31 protein-coding genes are annotated in these 25,056 nt (G+C 40.7%); 5 read left to right on the forward strand and 26 right to left on the reverse strand.

The annotated features are described in order from the left end of the window. A complete protein-coding gene (locus tag K7887_RS13480) occupies positions 1 to 702 on the reverse strand; it encodes a class I SAM-dependent methyltransferase (protein WP_223489838.1) in 702 nt (233 codons plus the stop codon). A gap of 340 nt (positions 703 to 1,042) precedes the next feature. Next, entirely contained in the window at positions 1,043 to 1,963 is a 921-nt protein-coding gene (rnz, locus tag K7887_RS13485) for a ribonuclease Z (RefSeq protein ID WP_223489840.1), read from the reverse strand. 107 nt (positions 1,964 to 2,070) lie between these two features. On the opposite strand from rnz, the gene K7887_RS13490 reads away from it, so the two are divergent. The 3 genes from K7887_RS13490 (at position 2,071) to K7887_RS13500 (ending at position 3,407) form a co-directional block, all read left to right on the forward strand. After that, complete coding sequence (locus K7887_RS13490) at positions 2,071 to 2,907, forward strand: HAD family hydrolase (protein WP_223489842.1); 837 nt, start codon at positions 2,071 to 2,073, stop codon at positions 2,905 to 2,907. Positions 2,908 to 3,013: 106 nt separating this feature from the next. Further along, positions 3,014 to 3,220, forward strand: a complete 207-nt coding sequence (locus K7887_RS13495) for a hypothetical protein (protein WP_060666442.1) — start codon at positions 3,014 to 3,016, stop codon at positions 3,218 to 3,220. Continuing rightward, positions 3,210 to 3,407 (forward strand): hypothetical protein, encoded by a 198-nt coding sequence (locus K7887_RS13500; protein WP_223489844.1) that lies wholly within the window; start codon positions 3,210 to 3,212, stop codon positions 3,405 to 3,407. The genes K7887_RS13495 and K7887_RS13500 overlap by 11 nt, the downstream gene beginning before the upstream one ends. Here the strand turns inward: K7887_RS13500 and yunB are convergent, their stop codons facing one another. From yunB to K7887_RS13515, 3 genes are all read right to left on the reverse strand, one after another. Then, positions 3,408 to 4,205, reverse strand: coding sequence for a sporulation protein YunB (gene yunB, locus K7887_RS13505; RefSeq protein WP_223489846.1), 798 nt, complete (start codon positions 4,203 to 4,205; stop codon positions 3,408 to 3,410). Between the two features lie 304 nt (positions 4,206 to 4,509). Then, positions 4,510 to 5,763 (reverse strand): DNA polymerase IV, encoded by a 1,254-nt coding sequence (locus tag K7887_RS13510; RefSeq protein ID WP_223489848.1) that lies wholly within the window; start codon positions 5,761 to 5,763, stop codon positions 4,510 to 4,512. Between the two features lie 29 nt (positions 5,764 to 5,792). Beyond that, positions 5,793 to 6,212, reverse strand: coding sequence for a MarR family winged helix-turn-helix transcriptional regulator (locus K7887_RS13515; protein ID WP_223489850.1), 420 nt, complete (start codon positions 6,210 to 6,212; stop codon positions 5,793 to 5,795). Positions 6,213 to 6,383: 171 nt separating this feature from the next. On the opposite strand from K7887_RS13515, the gene K7887_RS13520 reads away from it, so the two are divergent. Further along, positions 6,384 to 6,806 carry an organic hydroperoxide resistance protein gene (locus K7887_RS13520; protein ID WP_223489852.1) on the forward strand — a complete coding sequence of 141 codons (423 nt, stop codon included), beginning with the start codon at positions 6,384 to 6,386 and terminating at the stop codon, positions 6,804 to 6,806. Positions 6,807 to 6,879: 73 nt separating this feature from the next. On the opposite strand, the gene K7887_RS13525 is transcribed toward K7887_RS13520, so the two are convergent. The 5 genes from K7887_RS13525 to mce all read right to left on the reverse strand — a co-directional run bounded on the left by K7887_RS13525 (position 6,880) and on the right by mce (position 11,140). Next, positions 6,880 to 7,347, reverse strand: a complete 468-nt coding sequence (locus K7887_RS13525; RefSeq protein ID WP_223489854.1) for a chemotaxis protein CheW — start codon at positions 7,345 to 7,347, stop codon at positions 6,880 to 6,882. An 82-nt stretch (positions 7,348 to 7,429) separates the two neighbouring features. Further along, a complete protein-coding gene (locus tag K7887_RS13530; RefSeq protein ID WP_010194167.1) occupies positions 7,430 to 8,548 on the reverse strand; it encodes a tripeptidase T in 1,119 nt (372 codons plus the stop codon). Between the two features lie 74 nt (positions 8,549 to 8,622). Beyond that, positions 8,623 to 9,111 carry a GNAT family N-acetyltransferase gene (locus K7887_RS13535; protein ID WP_223489856.1) on the reverse strand — a complete coding sequence of 163 codons (489 nt, stop codon included), beginning with the start codon at positions 9,109 to 9,111 and terminating at the stop codon, positions 8,623 to 8,625. A 66-nt stretch (positions 9,112 to 9,177) separates the two neighbouring features. Next, a complete protein-coding gene (locus tag K7887_RS13540) occupies positions 9,178 to 10,725 on the reverse strand; it encodes an acyl-CoA carboxylase subunit beta (RefSeq protein WP_399209707.1) in 1,548 nt (515 codons plus the stop codon). Then, positions 10,721 to 11,140, reverse strand: coding sequence for a methylmalonyl-CoA epimerase (mce, locus tag K7887_RS13545; RefSeq protein WP_223489860.1), 420 nt, complete (start codon positions 11,138 to 11,140; stop codon positions 10,721 to 10,723). Before mce ends, K7887_RS13540 begins: the two co-directional genes overlap by 5 nt. A 160-nt stretch (positions 11,141 to 11,300) precedes the next feature. Between mce and prli42 the strand changes: the two genes are divergently transcribed. After that, complete coding sequence (gene prli42 / locus K7887_RS13550; RefSeq protein WP_223489862.1) at positions 11,301 to 11,396, forward strand: stressosome-associated protein Prli42; 96 nt, start codon at positions 11,301 to 11,303, stop codon at positions 11,394 to 11,396. Between the two features lie 48 nt (positions 11,397 to 11,444). On the opposite strand, the gene K7887_RS13555 is transcribed toward prli42, so the two are convergent. From K7887_RS13555 to K7887_RS13630, 16 genes are all read right to left on the reverse strand, one after another. Then, the gene (locus K7887_RS13555) at positions 11,445 to 11,810 is read right to left on the reverse strand and encodes a DUF4181 domain-containing protein (RefSeq protein WP_223489864.1); all 366 of its coding nucleotides are present in this window, start codon (positions 11,808 to 11,810) and stop codon (positions 11,445 to 11,447) included. A gap of 15 nt (positions 11,811 to 11,825) precedes the next feature. Further along, complete coding sequence (locus K7887_RS13560) at positions 11,826 to 12,359, reverse strand: hypothetical protein (protein WP_223489865.1); 534 nt, start codon at positions 12,357 to 12,359, stop codon at positions 11,826 to 11,828. Between the two features lie 115 nt (positions 12,360 to 12,474). Then, positions 12,475 to 13,755, reverse strand: coding sequence for a TRAP transporter large permease (locus tag K7887_RS13565; RefSeq protein WP_223489867.1), 1,281 nt, complete (start codon positions 13,753 to 13,755; stop codon positions 12,475 to 12,477). Continuing rightward, entirely contained in the window at positions 13,752 to 14,231 is a 480-nt protein-coding gene (locus tag K7887_RS13570) for a TRAP transporter small permease (protein WP_223489869.1), read from the reverse strand. The genes K7887_RS13565 and K7887_RS13570 overlap by 4 nt, the downstream gene beginning before the upstream one ends. A 24-nt stretch (positions 14,232 to 14,255) precedes the next feature. Beyond that, complete coding sequence (locus tag K7887_RS13575; protein ID WP_223489871.1) at positions 14,256 to 15,263, reverse strand: TRAP transporter substrate-binding protein; 1,008 nt, start codon at positions 15,261 to 15,263, stop codon at positions 14,256 to 14,258. A gap of 21 nt (positions 15,264 to 15,284) precedes the next feature. Next, positions 15,285 to 15,476 carry a 2-hydroxymuconate tautomerase gene (locus K7887_RS13580; RefSeq protein ID WP_223489872.1) on the reverse strand — a complete coding sequence of 64 codons (192 nt, stop codon included), beginning with the start codon at positions 15,474 to 15,476 and terminating at the stop codon, positions 15,285 to 15,287. A 12-nt stretch (positions 15,477 to 15,488) separates the two neighbouring features. Beyond that, positions 15,489 to 16,262 (reverse strand): 2-keto-4-pentenoate hydratase, encoded by a 774-nt coding sequence (locus K7887_RS13585; protein WP_223489874.1) that lies wholly within the window; start codon positions 16,260 to 16,262, stop codon positions 15,489 to 15,491. Between the two features lie 14 nt (positions 16,263 to 16,276). Then, positions 16,277 to 17,290 (reverse strand): 4-hydroxy-2-oxovalerate aldolase, encoded by a 1,014-nt coding sequence (gene dmpG / locus K7887_RS13590; protein WP_223489876.1) that lies wholly within the window; start codon positions 17,288 to 17,290, stop codon positions 16,277 to 16,279. 19 nt (positions 17,291 to 17,309) lie between these two features. Next, positions 17,310 to 18,209: an acetaldehyde dehydrogenase (acetylating) gene (locus tag K7887_RS13595; RefSeq protein WP_223489878.1), complete on the reverse strand. Its 900-nt coding sequence runs from the start codon at positions 18,207 to 18,209 to the stop codon at positions 17,310 to 17,312. Between the two features lie 18 nt (positions 18,210 to 18,227). Beyond that, complete coding sequence (locus K7887_RS13600) at positions 18,228 to 18,971, reverse strand: 2-keto-4-pentenoate hydratase (protein ID WP_223493653.1); 744 nt, start codon at positions 18,969 to 18,971, stop codon at positions 18,228 to 18,230. A 58-nt stretch (positions 18,972 to 19,029) separates the two neighbouring features. Further along, positions 19,030 to 20,505, reverse strand: a complete 1,476-nt coding sequence (locus K7887_RS13605) for an aldehyde dehydrogenase (protein WP_223489880.1) — start codon at positions 20,503 to 20,505, stop codon at positions 19,030 to 19,032. Between the two features lie 61 nt (positions 20,506 to 20,566). Next, a complete protein-coding gene (locus tag K7887_RS13610) occupies positions 20,567 to 21,028 on the reverse strand; it encodes a RidA family protein (protein ID WP_223489881.1) in 462 nt (153 codons plus the stop codon). Then, entirely contained in the window at positions 20,946 to 22,025 is a 1,080-nt protein-coding gene (locus tag K7887_RS13615) for an amidohydrolase family protein (protein ID WP_223493654.1), read from the reverse strand. Before K7887_RS13615 ends, K7887_RS13610 begins: the two co-directional genes overlap by 83 nt. Next, entirely contained in the window at positions 22,016 to 22,555 is a 540-nt protein-coding gene (locus K7887_RS13620) for a 3-hydroxyanthranilate 3,4-dioxygenase (RefSeq protein WP_088018722.1), read from the reverse strand. Before K7887_RS13620 ends, K7887_RS13615 begins: the two co-directional genes overlap by 10 nt. A gap of 33 nt (positions 22,556 to 22,588) precedes the next feature. After that, a complete protein-coding gene (locus tag K7887_RS13625; protein ID WP_088018723.1) occupies positions 22,589 to 23,338 on the reverse strand; it encodes an IclR family transcriptional regulator in 750 nt (249 codons plus the stop codon). Between the two features lie 93 nt (positions 23,339 to 23,431). Then, positions 23,432 to 24,907: a 4-hydroxyphenylacetate 3-hydroxylase family protein gene (locus K7887_RS13630; RefSeq protein ID WP_223489883.1), complete on the reverse strand. Its 1,476-nt coding sequence runs from the start codon at positions 24,905 to 24,907 to the stop codon at positions 23,432 to 23,434. Positions 24,908 to 25,056 lie beyond the last annotated feature (149 nt).

The following is a 25,056-nucleotide window of genomic DNA, read 5'->3' on the forward strand; positions in this document are numbered from 1 at the left end:
TCATTGTTTAACCTGCATCAAACACGTCCACAGAAAGTCTTCACCAAATATGTCATTTGCTTGCGGAATTTTTACCATTTCCCTGAATTCCTTTATCTCAAAGTCTTTTGAAAAAAGACGCTTCAATCTTTCTTCGGTATAACCAATTCCACCGTTCATGCTTCCTTGTTCATAAACATCCCAGTCAGCAGTTTCTGCAGCCGCTTTTGTATTAAAGCAGACCAGACCGAAGTGACCATCTTTTTTAAGAGCTTTTTTTATTGTATCTACATAGCTCAACCTGCGATGTGGAGCAAGATGATGGAACATGCCACTGTCATAAACAAAATCATAAGTGTTGAGTTCGAATTCGTAATTAAAAAGGGAGGCATGGTGAAAATTAATACCCACCTTTTCAGAAAGAGCCCTTTCTCTCGCCCAAGTCAATGCATTTTCCGAAATGTCAATAGCATCTACTGTACAACCCATTTTTGCTAGATAAATTGCATTCCTCCCCGGACCGCATCCTATCTCTAATACTCGGTTAGGTGACAGGCCCTTCTCCAAATAGGAAACTAGATTTTCATCTGGACCTTGCACTTGAAAGAATGGTATTTTTTTATTTCTATCTTCATAAAATTCATTCCAAAAAGCCCCCGGATCTCGTAGAAGTCCGTCTAACATTTCGTAAAGATCTTCATTATTTATAATTTCTTTAGCCATCTTATCTCCCCCTTACCTTATATGTAATATTGTACCAACCCCCTATCCTTCTATTGTTACAACACCTTTAAAGTTAGGTGAAATAGCTAAAATCGGTATCCGTTATTCTCTATTAAATCTCTTTCTACCGCAATTCTAGCATCCCTATTTTCCATTTAATAACACTAATTGACCCATAGGATAGGAACACTTTAAATCTTGTTCCACCACACCTAAAATCATTCAGGCTAATGATGTATAATCCACACACTCTCCACCTTTGTAACATTCGTAATGAAAATGTAACAAACCAAAAAGAGGACGATTACCTCGAAAGCAATCGTCCTCTCCCTAATGATTTTTATTTAATCGTAATTACATCAAAGTCGTTTACCACTACTGTGTTAGAAAATACCTCTTTCGCTTCTCCCAGTAAAGGTTCAACATCCTCTTTCTGGTACCTCGCACTTATGTGTGTTAAGAGCAATTGTATCACTGCTGCCTCCTTGGCAACCTGTGCCGCCTGGACAGTAGTGGAATGGAAATACTCTTTTGCAAGCAATTCGTCTTTCGCTGCAAAAGTCGCCTCATGGATAAGAACATCCGCAGCTTCCGCCAATTCAACAGAAACAGGAGTATACCTTGTATCTCCAAGTATGGTGATCACCTTCCCCCTTTTCGGAGGACCGATATAATCTATTCCTTCTACTATTCTACCGTCAGACAGGGTAACACTTTTCCCCTCTTTTAGCTCTTGGAGGTGTGGCCCTGATGGAATATTACTTTGCTTGACTTTGTCCATTAATAACGCACCTGGCAAGTCTTTCTGAACAATTCGAAAGCCAAACGAAGGAATTCCATGGACAAGTTTTTTCCCTTTTATGGTGAAATCCTCTTCTTCCAAATATAATCCGTCTTCTTCAAACTCTTCAATAATTAATGGATACTTCACATGCGTCATACTCACTCGCAATGAGGTTTCAATATATTCTTTTATCCCTACTGGCCCGTAAACCGTCAAAGGTGTTTCCCCACCTTGAAAAGAACGGCTGCTTAAAAAACCAGGCAAGCCAAAGATATGATCTCCGTGTAAGTGGGTGATAAATATTTTGGTAATCTTTCTTGGTTTTAATGATGTATGTAAAATTTGGTGCTGTGTTGCTTCCCCACAATCAAAGAGCCACACAGAACCCTCTTTATCATCTATATGTAATGCCAGCGAGGATACATTTCGGTGCTTTGCTGGAACACCAGAACCTGTACCTAAAAAAGTTAGTTTCATATTCATCCGCTCCTCTTGTTCCATTATACTCAAAAAAGAAATTTTCCATAATATAAACAATGAATATAGTACAATGATAATATCACGGATAAAGGAGAATGGACGCTATGGATAACATTTCTACAATCGTATTTGACCTAGATGGTACGCTTTATGAGGACACACACCACTTTCAGTATTACGCCGATCTTCTCAAAAACAAGTTGCCTGCGGAAAAACAGACAAAGTTTGAAGAAGACTATAAAACTATTGAGGCAGGGACACATACGCTTAAAATGGGTAGGGTGTATGATGCTAAAAAAGATTTAATCTTGGCACACAATGATGGGAATGTATCCAGAGGCTGGTCATGGGATGGAGTGGAAGTAGCACAAGTTGAACTCACCTCCCTATATCCTGACACGCTTCAATTTGACCTTTTCGAGATGCTCAGTATCGGTGATCTTTGGTGGGTACCGGTTTCCATTGCCAAGCACTACGGAGTAAGCAGCGAAGAAGCATATGCGGCATTCCTGCAAACAAGAGAACATATGATGACAGATGAATTCCTATTAGAACCATTAGCAGAGTTTGCTGATGTATTAGAAAAACTCCATAAAAAATATACATTAATTCTGATGACAAATAGCCCACAGACAGACAGCGATGTCATATTGAAGAAACTTGGCTTCACTTCTTACTTTCATGATAAAATCTATGAAGCCAATAAACCGGTAAATACAGCAGATCGTCTTTCCTACATATCTCAACAACACCATGTTCCTTACAGTCAAATGCTGAGCGTGGGTGATAACTATATAAATGAAATTCTTCCTGCCGCATTATTAGGTTGCAGTACAATTTGTATCGATCCTTTTGAACTATTTAAAGAAAGTGAAGCAACCTATACAGTCTCAGGTTTAACAGAGCTTTCAATACTATTAGAAAAATCCTTTTTGAAATAACACTTCACGGTGTTATTTTTTTTGCATAAAACGCTTGCTTTTAGAACACTTGTTCGATTATAATAAAAACAGAACAAACGTTCTAATAACTAATGAGGTGATACTAATGAAATTAATCCAACAATCTTTCTACGTCATTTTAAAACTATTGGCTGTTTCCGGTTTTGCCATTCTTTTTTATGTCATGATGACAGATAAGACAAGCAATGCCCCAATGTTCATGCTCAGCCTGATGACTTCCCTTAGTTTAATTGCAATCCCTGGTATGAAGAATGTTATTAATAACTACGAAGAGACTCATCATGAATCCTGACTCTTCTTCCGTATCCAAGGAAACTGCCCTCAAAATTGCAAAAAGATTGATTCATTATAATGTTACTAATGACCTGGATATTATTAGTTCCGTGGTGGATGTTTGTAAAGAAGATGTCGTATCCTATCTGAAAAATCCGCCTAAAATAAAAAAAGCCCTGCAATCGAACATTACAGGACCGGGTTAATCAGTTATTATTCTTTTGTTCTTCTACTGGAATCTCAGGAATAATAACTGGTGCTATCCCACCACCACCGCTTCCACTCTCATGATAATACATCGGAACTTTTCCTGGAATCACTAAATCTCCTATTTTAACAGAGTTATTAATCTCCATCGGCTGTTCTACCAACGGAATGATAATGTTCATCTTCACACTCACATTTACATAAACCTCAATAACTGTATTATTTATTCCTGTTTCAATCACTTTTGTCTCCACATTCGAGATAACATCACCCAGTATCTCAAACCGCACCGGTATTTTCGGACCAAGATTGGAAAAGAGGGTTGTTTTGGTCGCCATCCCTAACGGTACCTTATACACGATACCATTCTGCTTTTTTGATTCTTCGTAATCTATGTTCAAATCATTTTTGTATGATTCCATTCCTTCCAGATTGCCTTCTTCAAGGAAGTCCAAATACCTTTGGACTCTTAACGTAGTTTCAGAAATCACCGTGTTGACTACTTTATGATTTGTACTAAAAGCCACATGATCCGTACCTTCATTTAATACAATAATTAATTCCTCTGGATTTAAACTGTTTGCTATCTTCTTTGAGACGGCATCATTAATAGCTTGTGTTGCAATCTGACGGGCTTTCGTTTCAGCTATACTCCTTAAACTCGGCTCCAGATTTTTATTGATGATGATCAAACTAAATACCGTCAAAATATTAAATAAGATAAACGTAATTAAAAAAACGTACTTTAATGGCAGTGGTCCACTTTTCAATAGGGAAGTCCGACGCATTCTTCTCATAGTTGCAATCCTCCTCCCCTTATATATATAAGTTTATAGGACAGATTATTAATCATTTTTTTAGTAATATCTGTTAAAGAGGACTGTGATATTATAAGTTTTTCTAGCTGCTGATTGGAGCAAAAGGCGTAGACTCCTGCGGGGGAGTAGCGACATTGTTGAGACCCCGCAACGAAGTGAGGAGGCTCAAGGTCGCCCCGAGGAAAGCGAAGCCATTTGCGGAAATCAGCAGCGGTGTTACAACGCCACACTTTTTTGACATAAAAAAACTGTAAACCAATATGGCCTACAGATTAGAAATTTCTTATTCTAAAAAATCCTTCTGAAAACTAGTCGTTATTTTAGCCTTTGAGCTCGCATCCGCAGTATTCTTATTCTTTATACCTCTTTTGATAATCCCCTTCCCAAATTTATCTTCTAAATCCTGAAGGGTTTTATGCAACGGTTCTTTTTTGGCATCCTCTTGAAACGTAAAAAGATCAAGCTGTTTCACGGAATCATCTTTTTCTACAAGGTTATGAGCAGTTACACCCAATAAGCGTACGGGTTCCCCGTCCCAATGCTTTCTAAGCAAAAACATGGCAGCTTCTTTGATATCACTTTCCCGCTCTATCGGATTAGATAGTTTTCGGCTTCTTGTCACCGTATGATGAATGCCATATCTGATCATTAGCTGAATGTTATGGCTGAGCACTGACTTTCTTTTCATTCTGGCACTCACGGAAGATGACAGCTTTTCGATGGTCTTTTCTAACAAACGTTCATCGTCCGAATCCTTTGGTAAAGTAGTTGAGTTTCCAATACTCTTAAATTCAGAGACACTATCGGGATCAACAGGGCGAGTATCAATACCATTTGCTCGTTTTTTCAGCCTCTCTCCATTAATACCAAGGAGATGTTTTAATTGATAATCATTTCCTTTTGCCAATTCACCTATTGTAGTGATATTGATTGTCTTCAATTTTTCAGCAGTCTTGGCCCCTACACCATGCATTTCCCCCACGTTCATGGGCCAAAGAATTTTCTCAATTTCTCTTTTCCTTAGGATAGTAATTCCCATGGGCTTTTTCATATCCGATGCCATCTTCGCCAAAAATTTATTCGGGGCAATTCCTATGCTGCACGGCAACAAAAGTTCTTTTTGTAGTCTCAGCTGGATTTCTTCCGCGATTTGTATGGATGTTAATCGTCCTGCATAATCTGTCACATCCATATAACCTTCATCGATGGAAACCGGTTCAACCTGGTCTGTATACTCCCTTAGCAAATCAAACATGGCTTGAGAACTTTTCCTGTACCGGTCAAAATTAGGCTTTCGCACAATAAGCTGGGGGCATTTCTGTCTTGCTTCCCATAATGGCATTGTTGTTTTCACACCGAAGGCTCTTGCCTCATAACTACAAGTGACGATAATCCCTTTTCGTTCTTCTACATTACCCGCAATTGCTACTGGCTTTCCCTTAAGCAAAGGATCATAGGCCATTTCAACAGATGCGTAGAAACTATTCATATCTACATGAAAGATTACTCGATGTCCTTTTGTGATTTTTTCATTCATACCATTCACCCTAAACTTCTCTGCCTATTTTATTTAACAACCAGCTTTGTCAGAAGTTCGCTTAATGCTTTTAGTTCATCCGTATTTAATGATATTTTTTCTAGGAACTTGTTTGGGATACACTCTACCTCTTTGTTTAAGGCTTTTCCTTTCGAGGTAAGGGTTATCACAACACTTCGTTCATCTTTTTTGGAGCGACTTCTTGTAATTAATTGATTTGTTTCCATACGCTTTAGCATGGGAGTTAAAGTACCAGAGTCCAAAATCAGTTTCTCACCTAACTCCTTTACTGAAATAGCATCCCTTTCCCACAGTACCAATAGTACTAGGTATTGAGAATAAGTTATTCCCAGCTCATCTAAGTACGCTCTATATAATTTCATCATTTTCTTTTCTGCTGAGTAAATTTTAAAACAAAGTTGATTATCTAGTTTTAAGTTGCTTTCCATACATAAATCTCCTTCAAGTTTCAATAATACTATTGTACAACTCACTTCCCTTATACACAAATACCTTTCACACAACTTATTAGTTGACTAAATAATTAATGCACGATAAGATAGTGGAGAATTAAGTTTTGCACAATATAATTTTACACAATTAAAAGGAGTGGATTTCACATGGATGCATTATATACAGCGAAAGTAACAGCTTCAGGTGGTAGAGCAGGAAAAATTCGAAGCGCAGATGGAACTTTGGATCTTGCACTTGCAATGCCAAAATCATTAGGTGGAACAGAAAAAGAAGGCGCAACTAATCCAGAACAACTATTTGCTGCCGGGTATTCCGCTTGTTTTGACAGTGCACTAAACCTTGTTGCACGTCAGGCGCGCCAAAAAATTGAATCAGAAGTTATTGCAGAGGTTTCTATTGGTAAAGATACTGATGGTGGCTTTAAACTGGCTGTTGTGTTAAACGTTAGCATAAATGGCGTTACTCAAGAGGAAGCAGAGAAGCTTGTTAAACAAGCACATGAAGTTTGCCCTTATTCTAGAGCTACAAGAGGAAATATTGAAGTAGAACTAGTAACAAAAGCACAATAATACAAAACAAGACCACCCGCTAAATAAAGCTGGTGGTCTTGTTTTGTATAAAAAAACTTAATATGTATTTTTCCTACATAGTAGAAGCTTCTACCGCATCCTTGATATGGTTAACTTTTTCAAGGCTCCCCACTAGGTTACTCGGCTCAATAATTGCAATCAATCTACTATCAAGATTAACCATCCCACTTATATACGGAGATGACTGAAACGCCAACACATTTAAATCTTTAATAGCCTCTTTTTTTACATCCAGGATTTCCTTTGCATCTTCCACTAATAACCCTACAGAAAGTTCTGATGTTTGCACCACAATTAAACGTGTTTTATCGTTCACTTCAATCGGGTCAGAAAATAATATTTGTTTTACATCAAGAACTGGTATTAGTTGTCCCCTTACTTTCATAAGGCCCTTTAAATAAGCGTCCATCTCAGGTAATGCCGTAACGGTTCCAAGCTTTTCAATGGACACCACATGTTCAACTGCTAGGCCATACTCTTCTTCCTTTGCTTCAAAAATCACAAGTTTTTGGGATTCCATGACTTTTCTCCTATTCGCCTTTTTCTCTATTATAAAACAAGGTATTAAAAAAAGCTTGGCAATTTCACCAAGCTTTCCCATTTTATTTTGCTACTTCCTTCATGATACTGACAACCAGTTCTGTAGTTTTAATCAATTCTTCAATTGGCATTCTTTCATTTGTCGTATGAATTTCTTCATATCCAACTGCAAGATTGACCGTTGGAACGCCAAATCCTGCGATAACATTGGCATCACTACCGCCGCCGCTGCGTTGTAACTCAGGCGTTCTTCCGATTTCAGTAACGGCACGCTTAGCCACTTCCACCACATGATCGCCATCAGCAAATTTGAAGCCTGGGTACATAACGTCTACTGTTACTTCTGCACGGCCACCCATGTCTGCTGCAACAGTTTCAAATGCATCCTTCATTTTCGCTACTTGTGCTTCCATTTTTTCTGGAACCAAGGAACGAGCTTCTGCTAGGATATCCACACGATCACAGACGATGTTTGTCGGTCCGCCGCCTTCAAAACGTCCAATGTTTGCAGTTGTTTCTTCGTCAATCCGGCCTAATGGCATTTTTGCAATGGATTTTGCTGCAATCGTAATCGCAGAAATTCCTTTTTCCGGTGCAACTCCAGCATGAGCTGTCTTCCCGTAAATAGTTGCTTTTACTTTTGCTTGTGTTGGTGCTGCTACAATGATGTTTCCAACTGTTCCGTCGCTATCAAGAGCAAAACCGAATTTTGCAGTTACTAAAGCTGGATCTAGAGCTTTTGCTCCTACAAGACCAGATTCTTCACCAACTGTGATAACGAACTCGATTTTTCCGTGTTCAATATTATTTTCTTTTAATACTTTTACCGCTTCAAGCATGGCAGCAAGGCCTGCTTTATCATCAGCTCCAAGGATAGTTGTACCGTCTGTCACTATGTAGCCGTCTTTAATGGATGGTTTGATTCCCTTACCAGGAACCACTGTGTCCATATGGGACGTGAAATAAATAGTATCCACACCATCTTTCGTACCTTCAAGTGTACAGATTAAGTTACCTGCACCATGTCCCGTTTCATTCATGGTATCATCTTCTACTACTTGGACACCAAGAGCGGAGAATTTCTCTTTTAATACTTTGCAAATTTCTGCTTCGAATTTTGTTTCTGAGTCTACCTGTACAAGCTCTAAAAATTCTTCGACAAGTCTGTCTCTGTTAATCATATGTATGTTCCTCCTACTACTTTTTGAATCCCATCCTATTATAACCTATTCATGCGATTTTTTCCTTGATCAACCTAATTATTCGACAAAGTAGCGGTATCAAATTCTTGTATAGACCTTCTATATTCATCGTAACGCTCCGTGAAGGTATTACTTGTATATTCCTTGATTGTTTTTCTCCAAAAAGCCTGAGCCGGATAGTTATTTTCAATCTGGAAAATTTGCCATTTACCAGGGAACAGAGCAAACAGCTGCTGAGAAGCTATTGTTCCCACCCCTTTTCCATGAAACTTTCTCAGGACAAAGAACTCTTCTATAACATTTGGTGAATCTCCTTGTCCCTCTTCCACCAAGGCAAACCCGGCAAGTTCTTCTCCAGATTTAATAAAAAATGCATGATACTCATTGTTATTCCAATACTTGTCCAAATCAAATGGTTTATACTTTCCATCCGTTTCTAATGAAATTTGTTTATTAAATCTTGTGAACTCGTAAATATAAAACTGAATAATATTATGAAGAACCTCTTCCTCATTTTGGTTTACTTTCACCAAATTAATCATGTCATTCTTCCCCTTTTTAGTTGAAAAAGATAGCAGGCTTTTCCACCTACTATCTTTCCTAATGAATTATAGTGGGATATTCCCGTGTTTTTTATATGGTCTTGTTTCCTTTTTATTGCGGAGCATTTCTAGTGATTGTATCAATTTAATCCTTGTTTCTCTTGGATCAATCACGTCATCTACCATACCTTGGCTTGCGGCGACATATGGGTTGGCAAACTTTTCACGATACTCTTCAATCTTCTGTGCGCGTGTTTCTTCGGGATTATCGCTCTCATTGATTTCACGGGCAAAGATGATGTTTGCAGCTCCTTGAGGTCCCATAACTGCAATTTCCGCATTCGGCCATGCAAATACTAGGTCGGCACCAATGGATTTACTGTTAAGGGCTACATATGCCCCACCATAAGCTTTACGCAAAATCACGGTCAGCTTTGGTACAGTTGCTTCCGAATATGCGTAAAGAATCTTCGCACCATGACGAATAATTCCGCCGTGCTCCTGTTTAACGCCCGGGAAGAATCCAGTAACATCCTCAAACGTAATCAACGGAATATTGAAGGAGTCACAGAATCGAATAAATCTGGATGCTTTATCAGAGGAATCGATGTCAAGGCCGCCTGCCATCACTTTTGGCTGGTTACAAACAAGTCCTACGACTTCTCCCTTCAGCCTCGCCAATCCAACTACGATATTTTTGGCAAAATCTTTATGAACTTCCATGAACGACCCTTCATCCACCACCTGGTCGATGACAATTCGAACATCATAAGGTCTAATGGCGTCAAACGGGATGGCATCCGCTAAATCAGGACGATAGTCATCACCTTGTTCACAAGAAATACGTTCCGGCTTTTCTTCATTGTTTTGAGGAAGGTAACTTAGCAGGTTTCGCACCTGTGCCAGTACCTCTTCCTCCGAAGAACTGGAGAAGTGGGCATTACCGCTTATCGCGTTATGTACTTTTGCACCACCGAGGCCTTCTGAACTGATTTTCTCTCCTGTTACCGTTTCAATTACCTTTGGTCCCGTAATAAACATTTGACTCGTCTTTTCCACCATGAAGACAAAATCGGTAATGGCCGGGGAATAGACCGCCCCACCTGCACATGGTCCCATAATGACTGATATTTGTGGAATCACTCCTGAATAGATAGAGTTTCTGTAAAAGATGTGACCATATCCATCTAATGAAAGAACACCTTCCTGGATTCGTGCTCCCCCTGAATCATTCAAGCCGACAATCGGGGCACCATTTTTCGCTGCCATATCCATGACATTGGCGATTTTCTTTGCATGCATTTCCCCTAGGGCTCCACCAAATACAGTGAAATCTTGGGAAAATAGATAGATTGGTTTGCCGTTCACTTTTCCATAACCTGTAACGACCCCATCTCCGGGACCTTTTTTCCCCTGCAGGCCAAAGTCATTGCAACGGTGTTCGATAAATGGATTAAGTTCTACAAAAGTCCCTTCATCCACCAAAAGTTCGATTCGCTCTCTTGCAGTCAATTTTCCTTTTTCATGCTGCTTGTCAATGCGATCGTCTCCACCGCCAAGTTCTACTTCGCGACGTTTGTCATAAAGCTCGTTTATTTTTTCATAGATATCAATTGTCATGTTGTTTCGCCGCCTTTTCGCAGAATTCTACCAGTACGCCATTGCTTGCTTTTGGGTGCATGAAAGCGATATTCGCCCCGCCTGCCCCGATTCGGGATTGCTTGTCGATCATCGGGATTCCTTTTTCAATCATTTCTTGAATTCTATCTTCTATTGATTCTACACTTAAGGCTACATGGTGAATGCCTTCCCCACGCTTTTCGATAAACTTGGCAACCGGACTATCAGGAGAAGTCGGTTCCAATAACTCCAGCTTACAATTCCCGGCATTGATGAATGCCACTCTTACCCTTTGCTCCGCTACATGTTCCACAGCTTCAAAGGTCAAACCTAAAGTCTCTGTATAAAATGGAAGCGCTGTCTCAATTGAGTTTACAGCAATCCCAATATGATTTACATTTTTAATCATGCCAATCCCCCTTGTTGTATGTCCCCTAACTATGACTCTATAACAATTCGACTTTTTGTGCAAAATTCCTTCCTTTTTCGTCTAGAATCCTAACTTGAGAAAGAATCGAAATCCATGTAAAATAGGGATAGTAGAATAAATGGGGAGTGAATGAACTCAAATGATGAACCGCAAATTCCAAAAGATTGTCGTATATTTAATGATTGGCGTTATGCTAATAACTACACTATTAGCTGGAGCGTCCATGTTTTTTTAATAGATTAGCAGACAAAAACGAGCCAGGAATCTCTGGCTCGTTTTTTTATTAACTGTATAGATTTAATAGAAAGTTGATATTGAACAGAAAGATCACAAACACTACATTCATAATCAGTGTAATGATAAATTCTTTAGATTCCTTAATATAAATATATTGGACGACTGCCTGAAAGCAAAATAGAACTGTAAATAAAATGATAAAAAGATAATTCATTTCTAGTACTTCTGTTTCAATAAAGGCAGGATACATAATAAATGCTAAAATGACACAAATAATCCTTCCAAGCAAATCAATTTTCTTCCCTTTTGGATCTGTAAGCTTCGCACGTTTTATACCCAGTAACTTTCTCACTGCTACATCCACTATTACAAGCGCTACAGCTATTGTTAACATCAACCACACAAAAGTCATGCAAACACCTCTCTCCTATAGAACTTTGCGAAATTCCGCAATAAGTATCAACATAACAATTTCCATTATGATTAAGAAAATAACTGCAATAATCAATAAGAATCCTAATATCTCTCCCAGCGGAAAGCCTACTAAAGCAAAAATACTAAGACCTACATACAATGTCAGTCTGGTCCTAGCCTTTTGTGATATCTCAAATTGCCCTTTGCTTTCTGCCGCTTTAATCAACCTACTGATGATGAGATACATCAAGATTAAGTGCAACACTCCAAGTAGACTATAATAAAGAGAATTTAAAAAGTAATCTCCATTGTAACTCATCGGATCTGCACCATTGGCTTTCGGTATGAAAAAAGCGGGAAAAGATATGATTACAATACCAACCGCCCAACTTCGCTCCCTCTCAAAATCAAGTTGCATCAACCCATATGCGATCATGGCATAGCCCACAAAATCCGGTATGATATCTACATACTCAATGTTAATGTCAATTAATACAAAAAGAAATCCCCATAAAATTTTTGTAAGCCCTCTATATGTATCATGCATATTATCCCCCCTCAAACAAGAAATTTTATTCTCTTAATAATACGTATGAAAACACCTGGAGTTTCATTTATTTTCCACAAATTAAAAAACCGAACCAATTCGGTCCGGCTAATTTTTAAAAACCAAGCATCCTTGGAATGAATAACACAGCGTCTGCCCAATATGTGATAATCATCAAGATGAAAATTCCCATTAATAGAAATGGGGTGGTAGCCTTTATCAGCTTCTCGATTTTCACATCCGCAATCGAGGAGACAACAAACAATCCAGTACCGACAGGGGGTGTTAAAAGTCCAATGGTTAAATTGATACAGATGATAACACCGAAGTGGATTGGATCTATACCAAATGCAACAACAAGGGGCATCAATACAGGAATCAAAATAATTAATGCGGCAATACCGTCTAAAACCGCCCCAAGCAATAAAAGCATCAAATTAACCATCAATAAGAAAACTAGCGGGTTTTCTGAAATACTTAACATGCCGTCAGCAACAAGTTGTGGAATTTGTTCGAAGGCAATCATCCAACCAAAGATGTTTGCCATGGCAATAAGAAACGTCACAGTGGCGGTACTTATCACCGTATTCATCAATAGCTTTGGAATGTTCTTCAGTTTCAATTCCTTGTAGAGGAACATACCTACTATCAAAGCGACGAAACATGCAACGGCAGCCGATTCGGTCGGAGTAAATGCACCGCTTAAAATACCGAAGATAATGATAAATGGAACACTCAAAGCAGGAATAACGTACAAACCATGTCGGACAATTTCCCGAATCGACGCACGATCACTTTTAGGGAAATTATACTTATAACCCATAAAGGCAATGAGACCAATAAAACCTACGCCATATATGATGCCGGGAATTATTCCCGCCATGAACAATCCACCTATGGAGGTGCCTGAGAGAGTCCCATAAATGATGAATATCATACTTGGAGGAATGATGGGGGCGACAATGGAGGAGGCAAGAGTAAGCGCGGAGGAAAACTCTCTTGTGTACCCTTCTCTTTCCATTTCCGGGACCATGACTTTACTCATCATTGCAGCCTGAGCATTTGCTGAACCTAATATGGACGCAATAAACATATTGGATATAATCGTAACGTATGCCAGGCCACCCCTCACGTGACCAATTAATGTTTTAGAAAACTTCACAAGCCTTGTCGTGATCCCACCACTATTCATCAATTCTCCTGCGAGCATGAAGAGTGGAATTGCTAAGAGCCCGAAATTCTCAAGCCCTGAATATAAACGCATAGGTGTAGATTCCAGCAACACTGGGCTTCCTACAAGTAAGAAGTACAAAACAGTTGTCATACCTAATACGAGAGAGATAGGAATACCAATCAGTAAAAATACAAAAAACAAGACTATTACTAGTATCGTCATTCTACTTCCCCCTCCCGGAAAACAACTAGAAAGTTAGTCAAAATATGAAACGCTGCACACGTAAGACCAATTGGGACTGCGCTATATGGTATCCACATGGGTAACAGAATACCACTGGATTTTTGCAAAGCTACATTGGGAGATAAAATCCAAGTGTAGGTATAATAAAGAATGACGAGAAGAAATAACAGCATACATATATGACCGATTAAGGTTAATACCTTGCTTATATTTGTTGGCACATACTCCAGGAATATCGAAACAGAAGCCTGGGACTTATATTTCAGTCCCAAGCTACCTCCAATAAAGCTGATCCAGATTAATAGAAAGATAGATACTTCTCCGGCCCATGACAAGGGGGAGTTCAGGAAGTATCGGAAGGCTACTGATAATGTTATGATAACTGCCATGCATAACATTAAGAATGCACCGAGAAATTTCTCGACTTTGGCTATTCCGTCACTGATTTTCATCATTCTTGTGACTTCCCCCTTCAAATCTTATTTTCTATACGTATCAATAAATTCTTTAATTAGAGGATCTGAATCTTTGTATTTTGCATCGAACTCTGCAATCTGGTCTGCAAAAGCATCTGCAGGGATATCATAAATCTTCATTCCATTGTCGCTTAATGTTTGCCTGAACTCTTCCTCTTGACCAGAGCGAGTGTTTACCGCAAAATCGGTGGCTACTGTCAGTGCATCACGAACTATCTTTTGGTCTGCTTCAGACATGCCCTCAAATGTGGATTTATTTACAATGGCAACGGATGGCCAAACCATATGGTTGGTAACGGCTCCATATTTTACAACCTCATAATATTTATTAGTGATTGCCGCATCCAAGTCCATGTCCATCCCATCAATTACGCCAGTTTGAACGGCTGCATAAACTTCAGGAAGGGGCAATCCTTCAGGCGAGGCACCTGCGGAACGATAAAAATCTTGCATCGGCGGACTTGGCGTTACACGTAACTTTAAACCGGCCATATCTTCTGGAGAAGTCACTTCCTTGTCTTTGAAAAGCATGACACGTTGACCGGCAAACAGATAATCCAATCCAATAAGGCCTTGCTCATCCAATGTAGCCAAAATCTTCTTAGAAACATCAGATGTCCTAGCTTCATGCGCTGCATTGATGTCTTCAAATGCATATGGCATAAACCATGCGGCAAAAGAAGGAGAACGGGAACTCATATAAGCTGCCGTGATTAGTCCAAAGTCTACAGATCCTGCCTCAATCTGTTGAACCATATCTGCCTCTGTACCAAGCTGACTTGCTGGATAGATTTCCACTTTCATTCTTCCATCGGATTTGCTTTCCAGTTCTTCTGCAAATTTTTCTGCAGCCTGATGCCACATATGGTTGGTTGGGGTAATATGTGCTAATTTAAAGGAATATGTCTTACCTGATTCATTTCCGCTTGTTTCATCCCCTCCACATGCTGCGAGCAACAAAACCATTGACATGACCATCATCATCACTATTCCTTGCTTCACCTTTTTCATCGTTCTCCCCCTTTATTTTCCTTATTCATCAAGTTGTGCCTTTGTAACACCGCCTGTTCCCCAATTTTCCTTGGGTATTTCCATGAGCAACACCCTCACTTGTTGCGGAGTAGTTCCAAGCGTATGGGTGATGGCCTGGGTGACATTTTGAATCAGTTCTTGTTTTTGCTCAACACTTCTTCCTTCCAGTAAATGAATGTGAGTAATCGGCATATAAGAACTCCTTTACAACTCGACGTTCAATTTCAATGTTCCTAATTGATCGTAGTGAACCTCTACCACATCCCCGTTGTAGACATTGATTGCTTCTGTTATTCCACCAGCAAGCACTACCATTCCAGGTTTGACAGAAAGCCCTTCACGGTCCAGCATTTTCACCAATTCCACAATAGACTTCACAGGATGATCCAATACTGCCGCTCCGACTCCTGATTGTACCGTCTCTCCGTTTCTCGCCATTGATACTCCAACCTTATCCCAAGAAGTGAAATATGGAGAGAATGCTTGATTCCCTAGAATGAACTTAGAAGATGATGCATTGTCTGCCACAACATCCTCTAGAGTAAAGGAGAAGTTACGATACCTGCTGTCAATGACCTCTATGGCAGGGAAGATGCATTCTGTTGCCATCCAGACATCACGAACGGTAATTTGATCTCCTTTCAATTCTTTGTTGAGAATAAACGCAAACTCAGGCTCCACTCGCGGATGAATGAGATTGCCAATATGTAAGGTAGGTTCCGTCAATTCCATAGAAGATGTTAATCTACCATAAATGGCCTCCTCGACTCCCACCGACAATTGTTTTGCCTTACTAGTCAATCCCATCTTCCAACCAATTAATCTGTCTCCATTATTTATTGCCTGGTCCATGCTCAGTTTTTGAATTTCATAAGCATGCTCCACATTCATATCAGGATGAGATAGAGTAATTTTATCCATCTCTTGTCCATTTTTTTGGTGATCTGCCACATGTTTTGCAATTTGAAGTAAGTCCAATATAGATCCTCCTCTTAAGCCTTCACGGTCTTTTTGGCCATCTCAGCTGCAATATCGACAATCATGTCTTCTTGTCCGCCAACTACTTTTCGTTTGCCTAATTCTATTAATATATCTTTTGCATCTACCTTAAACTGTTGTGCCGCTTTGTTGGCATGAACCAAGAAACTAGAGTATACGCCTGCATATCCAAGTAGTAGGCCTTCCCTTGTGATTTCTTGCGGCTTCTGCAAAATAGGGGCGACAATTTCCTCCGCCACATCCATCATTTTATAAATATCAATACCAGTTTGAATATTCAGCCTGTCAAGGACCGATACCAGCACTTCCGTTTGTGTATTACCAGCCCCTGCCCCAAGGCAACGAATGCTTCCATCTATTCTGGTTGCCCCTTGTTCAATAGCTACTAACGAATTGGCCACCGCCAATGAGAGATTGTTGTGGGCATGGAACCCAATTGCTATATCCAAACTGTTTCGCAAACAATGAACTCTTTCTTTTACTTGATGTGGTAAAAGGGCCCCTGCTGAATCAACTACATAAACGACATCCGCTCCATAGCTTTCCATCAAGCTTGCCTGTTCGAGCAACTTTTCTGTTGGCGCCATATGAGACATCATCAGAAAACCAACGGCTTCTAAACCAAGCTCCTTTGCAAAAGAAATATGCTGCTTGGAGACATCCGCCTCTGTTACATGGGTAGCAATTCGGGCTATTTTTGCGCCACGGCTTGCCGCTTCTTTTAAGTGTTGAACTGTCCCTATTCCGGGAAGCAACAAGACGGCTATTTTTGCTTTCGTAACAACTTCTGTTGCAGCGCTAATGAGGTCCATTTCATTTGTATGGGACAATCCATATTGAAGGGAAGATCCTCCAAGTCCATCACCATGGGACACTTCAATGACAGGGACATTCGCATCATCCAATGCTTTGGCAACACTTCTCACTTGATCAACGGTAAATTGATGACTGATAGCATGACTGCCATCCCTTAAAGCAACCTCTGTAATCCATACATCACGTTTCAACCTTTTTCCCTCCCTTCTCTTAAGTAGCTTTAACTGCTTTTGCTCTTTTTCCTACCAACCTATTTGCTTTTTCTTCTCCTACTTTTACGGCTGCTGCAGTCATGATATCCAGATTACCTGAGTACTCTGGCAGGTAATCCCCTGCGCCCTTCACTTCTATGAAAATACTGATCTTATCTCCATCGAATATCGGTTCCGTGCGAAGTCTATAACCTGGTACATACTCTTGAATTTCCTCTACACGTCTAGCTATCGCGGCACTTATTTGTTCTTCTTTTCCTTTCAAATTTTGCACTTGGCAGTAAACCGTATCTCTCATTAAAATTGGTGGTTCTGCAGGATTAAGAATAATGATCGCTTTTCCATTTTTAGCTCCGCCTATTTTTTCAATGGCACGGGCTGTAGTGGTAGTAAATTCATCTATGTTCATGCGTGTCCCAGGACCGGCACTTTTACTTGCAATGGTTGCAACGATTTCGGCATACTCCACTTCACACACTTGACTGACAGCATGAATGATTGGTATGGTTGCCTGTCCACCGCAAGTAACCATGTTCACGACAGGTTCATTCATGTGTTCCAGCAGGTTTACTGTCGGGACGACAAACGGACCGACAGCGGCAGGAGTGAGATCGATCAGATGTTTTCCCGTTTTTCTCAGAGCCTCTGAATGTTTGTAATGGGCTTTGGCAGAAGTTGCATCAAAAAGGATATCTGCAAGATCCGATTTTTCTAGAAAACCATCTATTCCATTCATGATAATGGTATGTCCGTATGCCTTTGCACGTCTGAGGCCATCTGAGTTAGGGTCTATGCCAATCATGGTGGTCAGTTCCAAGGATTTGGAACGATGAAGTTTAAGCATTAAATCTGTACCGATGTTTCCTGAACCTATGATCGCTACTTTCACTTTCCCCAATGGGTCCTCCCCCTTTCTTTATTCAAAGTTTACTTTTACTTCTCCGAGTGTTTGAAATTTTGCTGCGAATTTATCACCCTCTTCTGCATTAACTGCCGCAGACAAAGCACCTGAGAGGATTACTTCATTGGCTTTCAATGTAATTCCAAACTCAGATAGTTTATTAGCAAGCCAAGCGACACAATAAGCTGGATCTCCTAAAGCCGCTTTCCCGACACCTTCATTGATTAGTTGCTCATTTTTATAAAAGGACATCTTCTCTTCCTTAAGATCAAGTTGATGCGGAGAGATCTTTTTATCCCCTAGGACATATAAACCCGAAGAAGCATTATCCGCTATCGTGTCACACAGTTTGATTTTCCATCCGGCTACCCGACTGTCGACAATCTCCAATGCAGCAACTACATATTCTGTAGCATCCAATACGTCCTCCACCGTCACATTAGGTCCGCACAAATCCTTTTTTAAAAAGAATGCTATTTCTCCTTCCACTTTCGGTTCAAGAAGCCGCTGGCGTGAAATAACCCCATTGTTATGCACTTCCATTGATTGAAGGAGATGACCATAGTCGGGTTCATTCACCCCAAGTAGCTGCTGCATGGCCAGTGAAGTTAGTCCAATTTTTTTCCCACTAATTGTTTCCCCATTGTCTAGCTTCACCTGAATGTTATCCAGTTGAATATTATATGCTTCTTCCACCGTTAAGCCTGGATTCATTTCGGTTAAAGGAGTGATGCCTTTTCTTGATTTTTCTGCGTTCATTAACAGGTCAGAAAGTTTTTTCGTTTGAATCGTCAATTTCAGGAACTCCTTTCTGCTACTAAAGTTTTATCGTCACATTCGATAATTCACTGTAAAAATCAAAGCTGTGCATGCCGCCTTCCCTTCCAATACCGCTTTGCTTCATACCACCGAACGGAGTTCTTAAGTCTCTTAAATACCAAGTGTTAATCCAGATGATTCCCGCTTCAATCTCCCTTGCCACCCGATGCGCACGGCGAAGATCATTTGTCCAAATCGTTGCCCCCAGCCCATAATGTGTATCATTTGCCTGTTCCAATACCTCTTCTTCTGTTTCAAACGGGATAACGGTGACGACCGGCCCGAAGATTTCTTCTTTGACACATCTTGCGTGTCTATCCAATCCAACGACGATAGTCGGTTCAATGAAGTACCCTTTATCAACAGAGTCCGGGCGACCTCCACCTGTCAAAATGGTCCCGCCTTCTTCTTTAGCAATGTCAATATAGGAGAGGACCCGTTCATAGTGTTCCTTACTGATTACAGCGCCTACTTTGGTTTCAGGATTAAAAGGATCCCCGGTTTGTAGTTCTTTGGTTCTGGCAGTGAACTTTTCAAGAAACGATTCGTAAATCGAACTCTCCACATAGATCCTTGAACCACAAAGACATACTTCCCCTTGATTCATGAAACTCGACTTAAGTGTGGTATCAATCACTTCATCTAAATTTGAATCCGCAAAAATAATATTCGGATTTTTCCCACCGAGCTCATAGGATAATTTCTTTAGTGTAGGAGCTGCCGCTTTCATTATGGCTGAACCCGTTTTAGTTTCCCCTGTAAAAGTTATCGCATCAACACCTGGATGCTCGGTTAATGCAGAACCGGCTGAATTCGCTCCAAAACCATGTACAAGATTAATAACCCCATCCGGTACACCTGCATTCTTGCAAATTTCCACCAGAACAGTAGCTGTCATTGGTGACCATTCCGCAGGCTTCATGACCGCAGTATTCCCTGCCGCAAGACATGGGGCCAATTTCCATGTCAATAAGAGTAATGGTAGATTCCAAGGATTGATCATCCCAACGACTCCAACCGGTCTTCTAATAGAATAATGAAGCGCAACATTATCCTGTTGGTAGGATTCTCCGCCCATTGATGTTAAAAAATCAGCGAAAAAATAAAAGTTGTAGGCAGATCTGGTGATGTCCATTTCAAGTGCCAATTCGTATGGCTTGCCTGTATCCATGGCCTCCAAGACAGCCAGTTCTTCTTTTCTCTGTAAAATTCCATCACCAATTTTTCTTAATACCTCTGATCGCTCCTTGGTTGTATACTTTTTCCAAGGACCTTTTAACGCTTTTCTTGCAGCAGTAACCGCTCGATCAACTTCTTCTTTGCCGCCTTCTGCCACTTTTCCAATCACTTCTTCTGTTGCAGGATTTATATTATCGAAGGTTTTCAAATTAATAGAATCGATGTAATCGCCATCGATAAAGTGGCGACAATCGATTGGTTTTATTTTTCCAGGAATAAACTCTTTTACTTGCATGAGAACAACCCTTCCTTTCCAAAATGAAGACTCCCTCTCATCCAAGAGAGAGAAGGAGTCGTTACTCTGCAATTTCAACAATCAGTTCTATTTCAATAGCCGTATTGTTAGGAAGCTGTGCCATGCCTACTGCAGAACGGGCATGTCTTCCTCTATCACCGAATACCTCAACCAATAAGTCTGATGCCCCGTTCATCACCTTAGGCTGATCAGTGAAATTCTCTGTACTATTGACAAAACCCAACATCTTCACGATTCTTTTCACCCTGCTTAATTCACCTAGCTCATGCTTTAATACACTTAACAAATTAAGCATCGACTGGCGGGAAGCAAGATACCCTTCCTCAATCGTAAATTCCCTGCCCAATTTGCCATGATATTGATCCACTCCCTGGCCAGCGGTGAAAATTAAATTCCCAACTCTGACATGACTGACATAGTTACCGACTGACGGCCGAACATCTCTCAACGCAAGACCTAATTGTTTCAGCTTTTCCTCTGGAGTCATCAGCTTTTGTTCCATAGTCGGTCTCCTTTATATTCAAAAATTCCAACGCATTCTTCCCTAACAGCAAGTTTTTCTCCGATTCAGACAAGTCCTCCATTGCATCGATCACTTTCCCTGGTGCAATTTCTCGTAACAGGAAAGGATAATCAGAACCCATAATCACTTTATCGATACCAAATCGTTCGATCAGATACTTCATGGTCAGCGAATCATAGTTCAAGGAGTCAAAATAGAACTTCTTTGCATAATGACTCGGAGGGTGTGTCGTAAGCCTGAGGTGTGGCCATACCTCCCACCCCTTGTCCAAGCGCGATAATATATATGGGAAAGAACCCCCACCATGGGCAAAACAGATTTTAAGGTTCGGGAACTTTTCCATTACCCCGCTCCAAATTAAACTTGCGGCAGCAAGAGCTGTCTCACTTGGCATTCCGATTGTATACATGAAATTGTGTCTTGGGGTACGGCCTTTCGCCATCGTTTCCCAAGGATGAATAAAAAGAGGTACATTCCACTCTTCTGCCATCTTAAAGAACTCTGTCAAATGGGGGGAATCGAGATTTTCCCCGTTTACATTTGTTCCGATTTCTATTCCAGCAAGCTTCAGGTCATGCATACACCGGTCCATTTCCTGAATGGCAACTACCGTATCTTGAAGAGGTACGGTTCCTAGACCAATGAATCGTTTAGGATATTCTTTTACCGTATCTGCGATAAAATCATTTTGAAGCTTCGCCATTTCAAGAGCCGCCTCTTTATCCGCCCAGTATGAAAATGTCACGGGAATTGGGGATAGTACTTGTATGTCCACACCCTCTCTGTCCATGTCCTGAATGCGCTTATGGGGACACCAAACTTGATCGGTCACTTCCCGAAAAACCTTTCCTGCAACCATAATATTTGCTCCACACGTACAAGTCTGATCTAGTGTCGGCCAGCGGTCCCCGCCATATTTTTCTGCAAAGTCCGGAAACTCCTTTGGAATGATGTGAGTGTGAAAATCTATTCGCATTTCCACACATCTACTTCCTCTGGCATTACATGGCCACAATGATCACATGTGCGCAGTTCTTCGCTTCCATTGAACTCCTCTATCGCTCCCTTAACTTGTGTCTCGATATTAGTTAATTGAACCGTCACCCGGTGCATTTCCTCATTACAGTTGTCACAGAACCAAACAAAGTCCTCAAGCTCCCCTTTGTCCCGTTTCCGTTCTAAAACTATTCCGTACGTGTCCGCCACACGGTGAGGGGAATGTGGTACATTTGCCGGCAGCATAAACATTTCTCCTTCTTTAACCGTTACCACTTCACGCTCTCCATTTTCATTGATGCATTCTACGTAACAGTCACCCTTTACCTGATAAAAGAATTCGTCTGATGGATCAACATGGAAGTCCCTTCTTCTGTTCGGTCCGCCAAGCAGCATCGCGATAAATTCAGAATCCTCCCAAAGAACTTTATTATTAACCGGTGGCTTCAGTAGGTGCTTATTGTCCTCGATCACTTTCATAATGTTCATAGATCTCGTTTTCAATGCCATAGCTAATTCCTCCTCATTATTTTGTAAGCGCTGTCAAATTGCGCTAATATAACCAAGCTCTTTTGAAATTTGCCTGGATGTCCGCAAAACACTTTGAATGATGGCCTGTTTTTGCTCCCCTTGCATATAAGAAATGGGACCAACCATATTCAGAGCGGCTACAGTTTGCCCTGTATAAGAATGGATTGGAGCTGCAATTCCGTATAACCCCAGCTCATTTTCATTATTACTGATGGCGTAACCTTGTTCTCTTATTTCATCCAATTCTTTTTTTAATTTTTTCACACAAGTAATGGTATTTGGCGCTCTTTGTAACAGGCCTTTAGAAATAGTAGGCTGGATGAATGATGGATTGAAAGACAATAATATCTTCCCTGTACTCGTACAATAAGCAGGCTTGCGGGCACCGACAAAAGTCGGAACAGGCACTGAATTCTTGGCAGAGACCTTCAGGACAAAACGCACCTCCCCAGCATCAAACATACCGATATGGACTGTTCCATTATACTGTCGGACAAGATCCTCTACGATGGGTATGGCTTCGCTGTATATGTCCTGCTGATACATGACATGGTTACTCCACTCAAGTAATTTCCAGCCGAGCCGATATTTTTTTCTGCTGTCCTGTATCAAAATCCCTTCATGGCAAAGTGTACTGACAATATGATGGACCGTACTTACATTCATCCCTAACTTCTCCGCAATTTCCTGGTTACCCAAAACTGGCTCATTCCCTGTAAAACAGTCCAGAATCTTTGCTACTTTCAGCACAGAGGATATCATGTCTTCGCCCCTTTTTCATCAAAGTTCTACAATAAATATCAGAATATAACTAATATTCTAATATTTATACAAAGAACGCTATTTCCCTTTATTTTAAATGAGATTTTTTTCTGGTTTGGTTGTATCCTTCAGAGCTTGTTCAGCCATTTCGAATTTGCTCTTCCGCTTGTATTGATTATAAAAAATAGCTCTCTTTCTGATTGGATCCCCGGTATAATAGCGTTCATATTGCAATAAGCGCTGCCCGAATGCTTCTCCGCAAAGGTCCCATGCCAGCTTAAATATGCGAACACGTTCTTCTGCGGACACTCCTTCTCGTCCTCCAAAATACTTGTCTAAATCAGGACGCAATTCCGCATTTTCAAAGTCGGCACCTGTAGGAGACATCAGTAAACCACCCGCACCAATAATTTGCATCACTTCAATTGCCCGTGGGTACATCTTCGGTAAAAGACCTCTGATGGTTTCAAGTGGTGCCGGTGCCGGACGATATTCGCCATCCTTGGTCACTTCATATTCATATTCGGATACACGCAATAGAGCTCGAATTGTTTCTACCGCCTGAACCAGCTCTCCAAGATCATTTTGCACATTCAAAAATCCGTCCACTCCAATGGAATCCGCTACTTTACACGCGACCTCCGTTGCAAAGGCTAGCTTCACATACCCTCTGACCCCTGACTGATGCGCAGGTTGCTGAGCAATTCCTGTCATTGGATATAAGGAATTGGCTGCTTCCACATTGTTATACATAAACACCCTGTCCCACGGAACCGATACATCGTCGAACGCAAGGATAGCATCCATTTCTTCGTACCTAGATGCCAATGGATGATCGAATACAGAGCGTTTTCCATCCTGCATCGGCTCACGGCAAATAATCCGTAATCCTGGGGTATCAATAGGAATCGCAAATGCAAGGGCATATCGCTCATCACCCGGTTGGAAGCCCGGGAAAGAATAGATAATCACTTCATCTGTAATTGGAGCTAATGTTGCCAACATTTTGGCACCTCTAACAACTAACCCATCCTTCGTTTCTTTTACCGTCCCTAAATGGGTAAACAAATCCTTTTGTTCATAGGAAGCTTTACTTCGATCATTTTGCGGATTTATGATTGCATGTGTTAAAAATAAATCATTATCCCTGATTTGACGATAATAGTTTCGTATATTTACAGACCAATCCGGATTGTATTTATCCAAAAACCAAGAATTGCTTGCCATGGAGGTGACCACTACATTGAGGAAATCCGGAGTTCTTCCCATCAGTCCGAATGTTGCACGGGCATAAGCCTCAAACAATCTGCTGCGGGCCATAAGGTCTTCATGGGACCTTGGTACAAGAAACGCATTGTTCACCCGTTCCCCCGTTTCTTCACACACATGCGTAATCTTATCTTGATACTCGGGATCAAACTGCATATCATAAAGTTTCGCAATTTCATGAATCGGCTGCTTGAACACATCTTCGTTATATAAATCCTCCACTTTCCGGCCACCGAGCCAGACTTCAGGCTTTCTTGCCCTTAAAGAGTTAATGTATTGCTCACCTGTCCTGATTCCCATTCCATTTCCCCCTTTTATTGAAATCGCTTTCATTTTATTGCGCTCTGTCTCCAAAGATATGTAGTTTCACCTCCATACAAACTCTCTTTCTAAACTATAGGACGAAAGGTTTATCTAAACAATCAGAAAATTTCAAATAGTGAAATCTC

Source organism: Sutcliffiella horikoshii, assembly GCF_019931755.1.
GTDB lineage: Bacteria > Bacillota > Bacilli > Bacillales > Bacillaceae_I > Sutcliffiella_A > Sutcliffiella_A horikoshii_E.